This window comes from Bhargavaea cecembensis, assembly GCF_001619585.1.
Lineage (GTDB): Bacteria > Bacillota > Bacilli > Bacillales_A > Planococcaceae > Bhargavaea > Bhargavaea cecembensis_A.
The window spans coordinates 21673-34103 of sequence record NZ_LQNT01000011.1; the positions used below are offsets into that span (position 1 = coordinate 21673).

Genomic DNA, 12431 nt, shown 5'->3' on the forward strand with positions numbered 1-12431 from the left:
CGAAGAGTTCCCGTTCAAATGTATCCAATAGTTAGCAGTATACCATGGCACGGCTCTTCTTGCAATGAAACCGGCGCGGGCAAGTGCCCGCGGGTTCATTACGGACTTTCGGGATTACAAACGGAACCGGCTTCCCCGTTCCGCATTTACAGCGCCAAAATTGGACTTACGGTGCTGTATTCGGACTTAAAAACCCGGGTTTCGGTCTTACAGCACAGAAATCGGAATAGCAGCAACAAATCCGGAAAAATTAGCGCACAGACTCTAGTATGCACATGCAAAATCGACCCTGTTTATAATGTGTCCGACAATTCCGCGATGATACGTTCCAGTGCCATTCCGCGCGAACCTTTCAGCAGGATCAGCGGAGCGTTGCCGAGCCGGCTTTTGAGTTTTTCGTTGATCGGAACCAGATCTTCCCCGCTCCACACAAGCCGGTCCGCAGGGAATTTCCCTTCAAGCTTCCGGAACAGATGCTCCATCCTCGGTCCGTACAGGCAGACACCGTCAAAGTCGGCCGGATCCAGTTCTTCGGCCAGCCCTTCATGCGCCGGGACTTCCAGCGCACCCAGCTCCAGCATGTCACCGAGGACAACCCACTTTTCATTTCGCAATGTTGAGCTTCTGACAAATCCGAGTGCAGCGCGCACAGATGTCGGCGCCGCGTTGTAGGCGTCATTGATGAAAAGCGATCCATCAGGACCTTCCACCGTCTGCATGCGCATGCCGGTCAGTTCGACCGACTTCAGCGCTTCCCGGATCTGTTCATCAGTGAGCCCCGCTTCCTGTCCGATCAAAATGGCGGCAAGCGCGTTTTTCGCCTGATGCGCGCCGAGGACAGGAATCGTGAATGCTCCCTCAGCCAAACCTTTTGTCCGGAACAGGCTTCCCTGTTCAGACGGTTCGACCGACAGGAGGTGGAGACTGCACGTCTCCCCTTCCCCGAATGGCACCGCCGCACCTTCCGGCAATTTCTCCACATGCGGGTCGAGCAGCGGCTCGTCGCCGTCGTAGAACAATTTCCCGCCCGGCAGGAGGCCGTCCGTGATTTCGGATTTGGCCTCCGCGATGCCTTCACGGGATCCGAGGTCCTGCATATGGGCCTCTCCGATGTTTGTGATGACGGCATACTTAGGCCGTGCGAGCTCCGAAAGGAAAGAGATTTCCCCGAATCCGCTCATCCCCATTTCGAGCACAGCGTACTCGGTGTTCTCCGGAAGTGAAAGGATCGTAAGCGGTAGGCCGAGCTGATTGTTATAGTTCCCTTCCGTCTTGCGCACTCGGAAGTACGGCGATAGCGTTCCCGCGACCAGATCCTTCGTCGATGTCTTGCCGTTCGAACCGGTGATGCCGATGATGACGGCATCCAGCTCATCACGGTAGCGGCGCGCCATCTGCTGGAGCGCCTTTTCCGGGTCTTCCACGAAAAGTACCGCACGGTCTTCCGGTGCACCCGGAACCCCATTTTGCCATAGGGTGGCCGCAGCGCCCTTGTCGAATGCCTGCTGCACAAACCGGTGGCCGTCCGCCTGTTCCCCCTTGAACGGGATGAACAGGTCGCCTTTTTTCATAGTCCGGGTGTCAATCGACACGCCCGTCACGTCAGTGCTGCCTTTTTCAACATGCGGCAGGCCGAGCCAGTCTGCAATTTCATTCAGTGTTCGTTTCATAAGAAAGATTCCCTCAATCTCTGTTCGTATTCAATGACTGTTTTTCCTGATAGCGCTCGAGCGCCAGACGGATCAGTTCTTCAAGCAGTTCCGGATAGGTCATGCCGGTGTTCTGCCAAAGAAGCGGGAACATGCTGGTCGGCGTGAAGCCCGGCATTGTGTTCACTTCATTGATGAGCACGTCGCCTTCCTTTGTCAGGAAGAAGTCTGCACGCACCAGCCCCGAACAGTCGAGCACCTTGAACGCCGCTTTTGCAGCGCGTTCCATCTCTTCGGCCGCTTCTTCCGGCACGTCCGCCGGAATGGTCAGCATCGTGTTCCCATCCATGTACTTGGATTCATAATCATAGAAGTCGGATGCGGAGCTGATCTCGCCCACGACCGAGCATTTCGGCTCATCGTTTCCGAGAAGGGCCATTTCAATTTCGCGGGCATCGACGCCCTGTTCGATAATCACTTTGCGGTCATACCGCAGCGCTTCCTCAATCGCCGCAATCAGGCTCTCGCGATCGGCCGCTTTCGAGATGCCGACACTCGAGCCGAGGTTCGCCGGCTTGACGAACACCGGCCAGCCGAGCCGAGCCTCCGACTCGGTCAGGATGCCATCCCGGTTTTTGTTCCATTCGCTTCGGATAAAGTGGACGTACGGCACCTGGTTCAGCCCCGCCTGTGCAAACAGCTGCTTCATGATGACTTTGTCCATGCCGGCAGCCGAGGCGAGCACCCCGTTTCCGACATACGGGATATCCAGCACTTCAAGGAGGCCCTGTACCGTTCCGTCTTCCCCGTTCGGCCCGTGAAGGAGCGGGATGACGACAGGGGGCGCGTCCGGCGTCTCTGCGGCAAGTGCGGCAATGCCTGACGTGAGCCGTGCCGGCGCATTCGTGCCGCTTTCACCGATCATCAGGTCGGTGACGTGTTCGGCCGGCCCTTCAAGCAGCGGCCCGGGGCGCCATTCGCCCTCCGGTGTGATAAATACCGGCGTGACCTCATAGCGGTCAAAATCAAGTGCATGGGTGACGGCACGTGCGGTGGAAAGTGACACTTCATGTTCCGCGGACTTGCCGCCGTATAAAAGAAAGATACGATTTTTCATGGTTAAACCTCCATGTCTCGGATACTATCAGTGTAGCACGCGGGAGCCATCCCGTTACAGAAGCCTGGGGAAAAAACTGTCGCTTCCGGCCTGATGAAACATTTTCCAACCCGGGGCGTCCTTTAATGACGGAAGTCAGACAGACATTCTGAACCTTTATGCGTTATAATGGAGCGTATTGCCGAAACCATTCTGTGAATCTTTGAAACGACCGGGTGATCAACATGAAACTAAATAATCGGGCGTCAGACCGCTTTGACTGGACGCTGGCGTTTATCCTGCTGCTGTTCCTCATCGTCAGCGCCGTCGCCATCGCATCCGCGCAGACGACCGGCCAATATAATATCAATTTTGTCCCTTCCCAAATCCAGTGGTATGTTGTCGGGGCTGTCATCATCGCCGTGATGATGTATTTCGATCCGGAGCAGTACAAGAAAGCCGCCTGGATCATCTACGGGGGCGGGGTATTCCTCTTATTCCTGCTCTTTATCCTTCCTGAAGGGATGGATCTCGTAGCACGAAGAAACAACGCGAAAAGCTGGTTCCACCTGCCGGGGCTCGGCAGCATCCAGCCTGCAGAGTTCATGAAGACCTTCTATATCATCGGCGCGGCGCGCCTCATCACGATGCACAATGAGAAGCACATGAACCGCACGAGACAGACCGATCTGCTGCTTCTCGGCAAGATCACAGCGCTCCTGGCCGTCCCGCTGTTCTTCATCCTGGAGCAGCCTGACCTCGGGACGGCTCTCGTCTTTATCGCAATTACTGCGGCGCTGATCCTCGTCTCCGGGATCAGCTGGAAAATCATCGTCCCCCTCTTTGCGGGAGTCGCCGCATTCGGCACACTGCTGATCTGGATGGCCGTCTATATGCAGGACTTCCTCGTGAAGACATTCGGCTTCAGCGCGTACCAGTTCGCAAGAATCTATTCCTGGCTGGACCCGTACGCTTACCCGTCCGATGAGGGCCGCCACCTGATTACATCACTGAATGCAATCGGCTCAGGCATGATTGGCGGCAAAGGGTTTCAGGGCCGGGAAGTCTATGTGCCGGAAGCCCATACCGACTTTATCTTCTCGGTGATCGGTGAGGACTGGGGCTTTATCGGCGCCAGCCTGGTCATCAGCCTGTATTTCGTCCTGATCTACCACCTGACCAAGACGACGCTCCAGCTGAAGGATCCGTTCTCGACGTATGTATGCACCGGCATCATCGCCATGATCACATTCCATGTGTTCCAGAACGTCGGCATGACGATTCAGCTTCTGCCGATTACCGGGATCCCGCTTCCGCTCATCAGCTACGGCGGAAGTTCCATCATGGGCAACATGCTCGCACTTGGACTCGTCTTCAGCATGAAGTTCCACCACCGGACTTACATGTTCTCGGCTGATCCGGAAGATTAACACAAAAAGCTCCCGCCTCCATTGCTGAGGCGGGAGCTTTTTTGAAGCTTAGGTCGTGGGTGCCTGGGAGCCAGAGGGCGGCGCAAGGGCTTTCAGCAAATCGAGGCGCGACTTTGTCAGCGTCACGGGAATGCCTAATGCTGTAATTCGCTCTGCGATCGTCTTGACGTCCTTTTTCTGGGCCATCCGTTCCACCTCTTCCTTCCTTCACTATGACGCGGCAACCGGGGGCAAAGTTGCGTAAAAATGGATGATACCGAACGTTCTATATACACATCCTAACTATACCACCGGGTCAGCAGGTCAAATCTTTCAATAATGTTACAATTGTTGCCCTGCCGTAAATGTTTTATTCTGAAAAAAACGAGGCGTATTTGTTTGATTGCATACCCCATGATGGTATACTTTAAGCAGCAAAGGAGGCGGTGCCCATTGACGACGGAGCCAATGGAAAATCCGGTTCATGAAGAGTCCTGCCGGAAAAGCCACCAGACACCCGAGGTAAAGAAGAATCTGGCCACCCGGCTGAACCGCATCGAGGGCCAGGTGCGCGGCATCCGGGGGATGATCGAGCGGGATGTGTACTGCGACGATGTCATCACCCAGCTGGCAGCGACCCAGTCCGCACTCAACAGCGTGGCCCGGATCTTGCTTGATGGACACCTGAAAGGGTGCGTCCGCGACCGGCTGCTTGAAGGCGACGATGAGGTTCTTGATGAACTCACCGTCACCATCCAAAAATTGATGAGGAAATAAGGAGGAGATTCATAATGGCAACCAATCTCGTACTGCAGGTGGAAGGCATGAGCTGCAACCACTGTGTGAACTCTGTTGAAAATGCGGTCCGCGGCCTGAACGGCGCAGATGCCGTGAAGGTCAACCTTGAAGCAGGCACTGTTGAAGTCGACTATAACGAGGATCTCGTAAACGACCAGCAGATCAAGGATGCGATCGAGGAACAGGGCTACGATGTAAAATGATGGCCGGCTGCGGGGAACCGCAGCTTTTCCCGTGATATTTTTATACCCCCCTACCCTATGAAAGGAGGAACCGCCATGAATCATGACAAGCGCGAACTTGCCATCACCGGCATGACGTGCGCCGCCTGTGCGAACCGGGTCGAGAAAGGCTTGGGCCGGATGGAAGGTGTGGCGTCCGCATCGGTCAACTTTGCGACCGAGAAGGCGACTGTGGAATACGACAGCAGCAGAACGGACATCCCCGCCATCGAAGAGAAAATCCGCAACCTGGGCTACGATGTGGCCAAACAGGATGCTGAGCTTGAAATCATGGGCATGACTTGTGCGGCCTGCTCGGCCCGGATTGAAAAAGTGGTCGGCAAAATGCCCGGCGTCTCCCAGGCAAACGTCAACCTGGCGCTCGAGACCGGACACGTCACTTACGATCCTGCGCAGCTTGATCCGGAAGCGATCATCGAACGGATCCGAAAAATCGGCTACAATGCCCGACTTAAGCAGGAGGACGGGGACGCCCCGGACCACCGGAAGGAAGAGATCCGCAAGAAAACGAGGTTGTTCCTCATCTCGGCGGCCCTTTCCCTCCCGCTGCTATGGACGATGGTCGCCCACTTCTCGTTTACCGAGTGGATGTACGTGCCGAACATTCTGATGAATCCGTATGTGCAGTGGGCTCTCGCAACACCGGTCCAGTTCTGGATCGGCTGGACGTTCTATAAGGGTGCCTATCATTCGCTCCGGAGCGGCAGTGCCAACATGGACGTGCTTGTCGCACTCGGTACTTCTGCTGCGTACTTCTACAGTGTGTACCTTGTTTTGTCCCACGCCGGGAGCGGCCACATGCCGGGGCTTTACTTTGAAACCAGCGCCGTCCTGATTACGCTGATTCTTCTCGGCAAGGTGTTCGAGGCACGGGCAAAAGGCCGTTCTTCGGACGCAATCCAGAAACTGATGGGCCTGCAGCCTCAGACGGCGACTGTTGAACGGGACGGCAGGATGGAAAAAGTTCCGGTGGCGGATGTCGTAGAGGGCGACGTTCTCGTCATCCGGCCCGGTGAGTCAATCCCGGTCGATGCCAGGGTCCTGTCAGGCAGCTCTTCCTTCAACGAATCGATGCTGACGGGCGAAAGCCTGCCCGTCGACAAGTCGGAGGGAGACACGCTGTTCGCCGCGACGGTGAACGGCAACGGCTCGCTCCGCGCAAAAGCCGTCAGCGTCGGCAAGGATACGGTGCTGGCTTCGATCATCCGTACAGTGGAAGAAGCGCAAGGCTCGAAAGCGCCGATCCAGCGGCTGGCAGACCGGATTTCGGGGATTTTCGTCCCGATCGTTGTCGGCATCGCCGCTGTCACGTTCCTCGTCTGGTACCTGATCGCAGATCCGGGCAACTTCGCCCAGTCGCTTGAAAGCATGATCGCCGTCCTCGTCATTGCCTGCCCATGTGCGCTGGGGCTCGCCACTCCGACCTCAATCATGGCCGGTTCCGGCCGCTCCGCCGAGCAGGGCATTTTGTTCAAGACGGCGGAAGCCATTGAAGGGACAAAACATATCGACACCGTCGTCCTCGACAAAACAGGCACCGTGACAAAAGGCAAGCCTGAAGTCACAGACTTTCTTGCAGCGGACGGACTGGACCATGACGGACTGATCGTTGCAGCTGCCGCCGCCGAGAAGGAATCGGAACACCCGGTGGCCGCCGCCATCACGGCATTTGGTGAAGAGCGGGCATCCACACTGCCTGCGTCATCCGGCTTTTCCGCGATTCCGGGTCACGGGATTCAGGTCAGGGTCGGTGATCGCGACATCCTTCTCGGCAACCGGAAGCTGCTGGAAGACCGGGGCGTTCCGATTGACCCTGCGATTGCCGATGTTGAAGCGCTTGAGGACGAAGGAAAAACCGTCATGTTCATGGCAGCAGACGGACGGCATGCCGCCGTCATCGCAGTTGCCGACACGCTGAAAGAAACATCTGCAGAAGCTGTACGCGAGCTCAAGGAAGCAGGCATTGACGTCATTATGCTGACCGGCGATCAGCCACGGACCGCGGAAGCAATTGCCCGCATTGCCGGCATCAATAATGTCATTGCCGGTGTCCTTCCCGAGAAGAAAGCGGCTGTCGTCAAGGAGCTGCAGGAAGAAGGCCGCAAAGTCGCCATGGTCGGTGACGGCATCAACGACGCGCCGGCACTCGCCACCGCCGACATCGGCATGGCGATGGGCACCGGCACCGCGGTCGCGATGGAAGCGGCGGACGTGACCCTCATGCACGGTGATCTGAAACGGGTCTCCGATACGCTTCATATGAGCCGGCTCACCGTGCGCAACATCAAGCAAAACCTGTTCTGGGCTCTTGCCTATAACTCTGTGGGCATTCCGATCGCCGCCGCCGGCTTCCTCGCCCCTTGGGTCGCCGGCGCCGCGATGGCGTTCAGTTCGGTATCGGTCGTCCTGAACGCACTCAGGCTGCAGCGCGTGAAGTTAAGGGATTGATTGAAATGAAAAGCCGCTCCCCGGTTTGGAGAGCGGCTTTTTCATGTCCCCAGGGGCATCGCCCATTGCAACACTCTTCCCATCTGTATTCGTCACTTTCAGCACCTGATTCGTCACTTTCGGCGACCCTTTCGTCACTTTCGAAAGGCCATTCGTCACTTTCGCCAATCAGTGCGCCGATTCCGCCGCTATTTGGCACTCCCCCGCTTCTCGGAGTAGAATGGACGCAACACATGTTTTCCTGAAAGCAGGTCTTCCTTATGAAAAAATCCATCCTCCTACTCATGTCGGTCCAGTTTTTTGTCTATCTCGGATTCGGCATCATCATCCCGGTGCTGCCTGAGGTGGTCGTGGCGCAGGGCTTCGACGAGCTGCATGTCGGCGGGCTGCTGACCGTCTATGCGGTGGCTTCCTTCTTTACCGCGCCGCTCTGGGGCGCGTATTCCGACCGGACCGGCCGCAAAAAGCTGATCGCAATCGGACTGGCAGGCTTTAGCCTGAGCTTTTTCCTATTCGCGGCGTTCACTGATTCTCTTGCGATGATGTACCTGTCGCGAGTGATCGGCGGGCTGTTCTCCGGTGCCCTGTACACGGCGGTTACGGGCTTTGTCGCCGATCTGACCGATGAGGAAAACCGGAACCAATACATGGGCCTTCTCGGCATGTCAATCGGGCTGGGCTTCATCTTCGGCCCGGCGATCGGCGGGATTCTTGGCGACATCCGCCTGTCGCTTCCGTTCACCGCGTCGGGCACGCTCGTCCTGATCCTGCTCGTTTACGCCATGGTTGTCCTGAAGGAGCCGGAACGCAAGGGCGAAGCGAAAAAGCGGGCGATTGTTCCGGAAGGTGGCGGACGGCTGTGGGGATACCGCGTCCGTTACCTGTTCCTCATGTCGTTCATGGTGACGTTCCTCCTGGCCGGCATCGAAGCAACGTTCCAGCTGTTCCAGATACACAAGATTGAGATTACCCCGAAGCAGATCGGTTACCTGTTCCTCTTTAGCGGGCTGGTCGACGCGGCCATCCAGGGAGGCGTCGTCCGCCGGGTCAAGGACGGCATGGAGACGAAGGTCATCATGATCGCCCAAATCCTGACCGCAGCAGGGCTTGCCCTCATGGTGTTCACGGGCAGCCTGTTCTGGGCGGGTCTCTCCCTCTGCGTATTCACGGCCGGAAACGCCCTCGCCCGCACAGTCCTCGTGTCGCTCACCACGAAGGAATCCGGCGGCCGCTACGGAACCGCAGCCGGCATGAGCTACTCGATGGACAACGTGGGTCGCATCGCGGGGCCGCTGCTTTTCGCTTGGCTGTTTTCACAGATGCCTGACGGCGTTTACTGGATTTCCTCCGCACTTGCCGTGTTCTCGGTGGTGTTGATCATCCTTTTCCGAAAATCAGGGAAGTCATTGCGAGAAACTGCTGTATGAATATCAAAAGCCGCTCCGGATTTTTTCCGGAGCGGCTTTTCTTGACCGGATGACGGATGGTTTGCGCCGGCTTGTTGGACTCTCGTTGTCGGCGCTCGGACTTTCGCTGTCCCTGCTTGGACTCTCGCTGTCGCCGCCTGGACACTCGTTGCCCTTGAACTCTCGTTGTCCTTGCCTGGACTGTCGCTGTCCCTGCTTGGACTCTCGCTGTCCTTGCCTGGACTCTCGCTACCGTCGCCTGGTTTCGCTACTCCACGATCCGGCAGCGGTTCGGGCCTGCCTGCTTGGCCTCATACATGGCATGGTCGGCATGTTTAAGAAGAACATCTGTGGATGCGCGGCCCGGGCCGACAAAAGCGATGCCGATACTTGTGCTGACGTGGATGACGTGTCCCCCGGCGACGATCGGCTCCCTGAGGACACCGATAATACGGCCGGCAAGCGTTTCAGCTTCTGCACGGCTGGAACAGTCGGCGATGAGGATGACAAATTCATCCCCTCCGAAGCGGGCGGCGAGCACATGGTCAATTGCACTTTCGATCCTGTGGCCAAACGCCCGGATCACATCATCCCCCACACTATGGCCCCATGTGTCGTTGACCTCCTTAAAGCGGTCCAGGTCCATCAGAGCAACGGCAAACCGTTTCCCTGTCTTTCGGTACTCGTTGACCCGGTCCTCCAGGCGGTTCAGGAACAGCCTTCGGTTCGGGAGCCCGGTCAGCTGGTCATGATAGGCATAATACTCGAGCCGCTCTTCTTCCGCCTTCTGCCGGCTGATGTCCCGGACAACAACGACCATGTGCTGGAATTCTCCGTTCGGCCCCCGTACGGCGGAAGCGTTCAGCTCTGACCAGATCCAGCGTCCATTCCTATGGCGAACGCGGAGGCGCAGGCGGAAGACGGACCGGCCTTCGAGAATTTCACGGTACCCCCTGACAAGTTCAGGGAAGTCATCCGGATGAATCAGCGCTTCCGTATCCATCCCGACAACGTCTTCCACATCATAGTCGTAATGGGTCTTGGCGGAAGGCGAAGCATACAGCAGCCTCCACTTGCCGTCGACCGTGACGATCACGTCGCTCACGTTTTCGGTGATGATCTTGAATTGGTTCTGCCTTTCCATATATAGGTTCGCCAGCTTGTCGAGTTCGCGCATATCCTTCAGATTGGCATAATAGCCGATCGGTTCCCCCTCAGGCGCGACCGGCGTGAATTTAAGAAGGCATCCGACCGGCGGGCCATCCTCGGGCTGAATGTTGATGCGGACATCCTGCAAATCGCCGCCGGATGCCATGAGAAATGCAGCCTCTGCCAGTCCCCGGTCCTTTTCCGATATCAGGGCGGAAAACAGTCTTCCCAGAAGGGTTTCGGGGGACATTGCGAACAGCCGGAGGGCTGCGGGGTTCGCACCGGTAATCTCGCCGGAGGGCCCGAGCTCAAGTACGGCGTCACCGTTGTCCTTAAAAAGTGCCCGAAAGCGGGAAGTGCTCTCTTCCAGACGGCGAATCATCTCGCGCCGCATCAGCTCATTCTGCTTTCTGGCGGTGATGTCTTTGACAAGTGCGACAATGTACCGGACCGCCCCTTCTTCAGGAAGAGGCGTAAGCATGACTTCCGTGTATCGCTCCTTGCCGTCCGGACCGATGAAACGATCCTCATACACTGCCTGCCTGCCGCTCCGGGAGACTTCTATGTAGTGATCCGCAAGGTCTTTCCCGGCCTGTTTGCCGTAAACTTCACTGATCGTCCTGCCGATATGCTCATCGCCGAAACCGAGCTCTTCCCTGGCCTTGCAGTTGATCCATTCATAGACAAATTCACCGTCACTGCCCACTTTCATGATGAACAGCATTTCAACAAGGCCTTCGGATAACACCCGTTCCATCAAACTGAGTTGCAGCCTCCCCACCACCATCCCCCCTTCCGTCATGGCTTTGATTTCATTATAGAGGAAAATCCTGTTAAACGAAACCGGACGGGCTGTACTCGCCCGTCCGGTAATTCGTCTTTATTCTGCAGCAGGCTCCGGGGTCTCCGGACCGTCCTGGCGGCTCTTTGCAAGTTCAGGATGCGCTTTCCGCACCACAGACGGGCGTGCCATGGTCAGGACAACCGCGATCAGCACGGACGCGGAGACCATGAGGATCCATTCGGCCGGAAGCAGGTCGTACAGGAAACCGTACAGCACTGTGCCGAGCGGCATAAGGGCCATCGCCATCGTTTCCAGGATGGCGAACACACGCCCTTTGTAGTCGTCATCCACGCGCTTCTGGATCATGACCTGAATCGGTGTATTGACGAGGATCATGACCAGCCCGAATGCGAACATGACGGACGCATAGAAGATGAAGAGTCCCGTGTACGGGAGGTTCACCAGGAGCGGGAATGCGACAGACGCCATGATGAGCCCCATCGTCACGATGCCCCACTTGGAGAGGAGAAGCGGATATTTCACTTCTTTCCTGACACTGAGGTACACCGACATCAGAAGCATCCCGACCGCGAATGCCCCTTCCGTCAGGCCGAAGTGCTCAGAAGCCATCTTCATCTTTTCAATGAGGATGTAGGAATAGCCGACCTGAAACGCCCCGAACAGGAAGTTGATGAACAGCGAAATCCAGATGATGGTCATGATGATCGGCTGTGTTTTCAGATAGGCTAGGCCCGCCTTCATGCTCTTCAGAAGCGGCTCCTTTGCCGGCCCTTCCCCGGTCGCTTCCCCTGCGTCCGCCTTGCGGTTGAAGAGCCGGAAATTCATCGTGGCTTCCAGGACCAGCGCGACCGCTTCAGCCGCCATGAACAAAATCAGGAACAGGCTCATTGAAACGGTACCGTAGAGCAGCCCGCCGACTGCAGGTGCACCGATGGCGGCGATTGAAATCGACATCTGGTTAAGCGACATGGCTTTCTGGATGCGCGCCTCATCCACCAGGCCGGTGATGGCTGCGGAGAACGATACTCCGGAAAACGTTGCGGCCAGCGAGATGATGGCCGTAGTGGTGTAAATAGCCGGGAGCGAAAGCCCGTGAATCAGGCTGACCGCAAGCAATCCGCCGACCGCGAGCACGGTTGCCCCCTGTGCGGTGAGGACAATCGTCTTTTTCGGCCAGCGGTCCGCGGCATAGCCGGCGAACGGCGCAGCGATTGTCCGCGGCAGAATGCTGCAGATCAGGTTCATGGCAAAGCTGGTCGCAGACCCCGTGAGCTGCAGGATGTAAAAGCTGATGGCAAACGTGTAGACCTGTGAACCGAATGCGGAGATGAGCTTGCTCGCCGTGAATGTCCAGATATGATAAGTGGCACGCCGGCGTTTCATGGCCTGTTCCATTCTCTTCGCTCCTCGATCAATTAATTTGGATACA

11 protein-coding genes are annotated in these 12431 nt (G+C 57.1%); 5 read left to right on the forward strand and 6 right to left on the reverse strand.

The window, feature by feature from the left end:
- Positions 1-293 precede the first annotated feature (293 nt).
- Both AV656_RS10695 and AV656_RS10700 read right to left on the reverse strand, forming a co-directional pair.
- Positions 294-1670, reverse strand: a complete 1377-nt coding sequence (locus tag AV656_RS10695) for a UDP-N-acetylmuramoyl-tripeptide--D-alanyl-D-alanine ligase (RefSeq protein WP_063181787.1) — start codon at positions 1668-1670, stop codon at positions 294-296.
- Between the two features lie 13 nt (positions 1671-1683).
- Positions 1684-2766 (reverse strand): D-alanine--D-alanine ligase, encoded by a 1083-nt coding sequence (locus AV656_RS10700; RefSeq protein ID WP_063181789.1) that lies wholly within the window; start codon positions 2764-2766, stop codon positions 1684-1686.
- A 224-nt stretch (positions 2767-2990) separates the two neighbouring features.
- Here AV656_RS10700 and AV656_RS10705 point away from each other — a divergent pair, with 224 nt between their 5' ends.
- Complete coding sequence (locus tag AV656_RS10705) at positions 2991-4175, forward strand: FtsW/RodA/SpoVE family cell cycle protein (protein ID WP_063181796.1); 1185 nt, start codon at positions 2991-2993, stop codon at positions 4173-4175.
- A gap of 48 nt (positions 4176-4223) precedes the next feature.
- Here AV656_RS10705 and AV656_RS16505 read toward each other — a convergent pair whose 3' ends face one another.
- Complete coding sequence (locus AV656_RS16505; protein ID WP_008301280.1) at positions 4224-4361, reverse strand: Lmo0850 family protein; 138 nt, start codon at positions 4359-4361, stop codon at positions 4224-4226.
- Between the two features lie 261 nt (positions 4362-4622).
- Between AV656_RS16505 and AV656_RS10710 the strand changes: the two genes are divergently transcribed.
- From AV656_RS10710 to AV656_RS10720, 3 genes are all read left to right on the forward strand, one after another.
- Complete coding sequence (locus AV656_RS10710; protein WP_063182973.1) at positions 4623-4931, forward strand: metal-sensitive transcriptional regulator; 309 nt, start codon at positions 4623-4625, stop codon at positions 4929-4931.
- 14 nt (positions 4932-4945) lie between these two features.
- Positions 4946-5155: a copper chaperone CopZ gene (gene copZ, locus AV656_RS10715; protein WP_063181798.1), complete on the forward strand. Its 210-nt coding sequence runs from the start codon at positions 4946-4948 to the stop codon at positions 5153-5155.
- 75 nt (positions 5156-5230) lie between these two features.
- Positions 5231-7642: a heavy metal translocating P-type ATPase gene (locus tag AV656_RS10720; protein ID WP_063181800.1), complete on the forward strand. Its 2412-nt coding sequence runs from the start codon at positions 5231-5233 to the stop codon at positions 7640-7642.
- Here AV656_RS10720 and AV656_RS10725 read toward each other — a convergent pair.
- Positions 7631-7810 (reverse strand): hypothetical protein, encoded by a 180-nt coding sequence (locus AV656_RS10725; RefSeq protein WP_063181802.1) that lies wholly within the window; start codon positions 7808-7810, stop codon positions 7631-7633. The two genes, AV656_RS10720 and AV656_RS10725, sit on opposite strands and share 12 nt — an antisense overlap.
- 92 nt (positions 7811-7902) lie before the next feature.
- On the opposite strand from AV656_RS10725, the gene AV656_RS10730 reads away from it, so the two are divergent.
- Complete coding sequence (locus AV656_RS10730) at positions 7903-9069, forward strand: MFS transporter (RefSeq protein WP_063181804.1); 1167 nt, start codon at positions 7903-7905, stop codon at positions 9067-9069.
- A 247-nt stretch (positions 9070-9316) separates the two neighbouring features.
- Here the strand turns inward: AV656_RS10730 and AV656_RS10735 are convergent, their stop codons facing one another.
- Together AV656_RS10735 and AV656_RS10740 are read right to left on the reverse strand one after the other, a co-directional pair.
- Positions 9317-10978, reverse strand: a complete 1662-nt coding sequence (locus tag AV656_RS10735; RefSeq protein WP_197462248.1) for a bifunctional diguanylate cyclase/phosphodiesterase — start codon at positions 10976-10978, stop codon at positions 9317-9319.
- Positions 10979-11077: 99 nt separating this feature from the next.
- Positions 11078-12397 carry an MFS transporter gene (locus AV656_RS10740; RefSeq protein ID WP_063181808.1) on the reverse strand — a complete coding sequence of 440 codons (1320 nt, stop codon included), beginning with the start codon at positions 12395-12397 and terminating at the stop codon, positions 11078-11080.
- Positions 12398-12431: the final 34 nt, after the last annotated feature.

Bases quoted from the DNA above. Each gene is read 5' to 3' on its own strand.
- AV656_RS10695 (WP_063181787.1), bottom strand. From the start codon at position 1,670: ATGAAACGAACACTGAATGAAATTGCAGACTGGCTCGGCCTGCCGCAT.
- AV656_RS10700 (WP_063181789.1), bottom strand. From the start codon at position 2,766: ATGAAAAATCGTATCTTTCTTTTATACGGCGGCAAGTCCGCGGAACAT.
- AV656_RS10705 (WP_063181796.1), top strand. From the start codon at position 2,991: ATGAAACTAAATAATCGGGCGTCAGACCGCTTTGACTGGACGCTGGCG.
- AV656_RS16505 (WP_008301280.1), bottom strand. From the start codon at position 4,361: ATGGCCCAGAAAAAGGACGTCAAGACGATCGCAGAGCGAATTACAGCA.
- AV656_RS10710 (WP_063182973.1), top strand. From the start codon at position 4,623: ATGGAAAATCCGGTTCATGAAGAGTCCTGCCGGAAAAGCCACCAGACA.
- copZ (WP_063181798.1), top strand. From the start codon at position 4,946: ATGGCAACCAATCTCGTACTGCAGGTGGAAGGCATGAGCTGCAACCAC.
- AV656_RS10720 (WP_063181800.1), top strand. From the start codon at position 5,231: ATGAATCATGACAAGCGCGAACTTGCCATCACCGGCATGACGTGCGCC.
- AV656_RS10730 (WP_063181804.1), top strand. From the start codon at position 7,903: ATGAAAAAATCCATCCTCCTACTCATGTCGGTCCAGTTTTTTGTCTAT.
- AV656_RS10740 (WP_063181808.1), bottom strand. From the start codon at position 12,397: ATGGAACAGGCCATGAAACGCCGGCGTGCCACTTATCATATCTGGACA.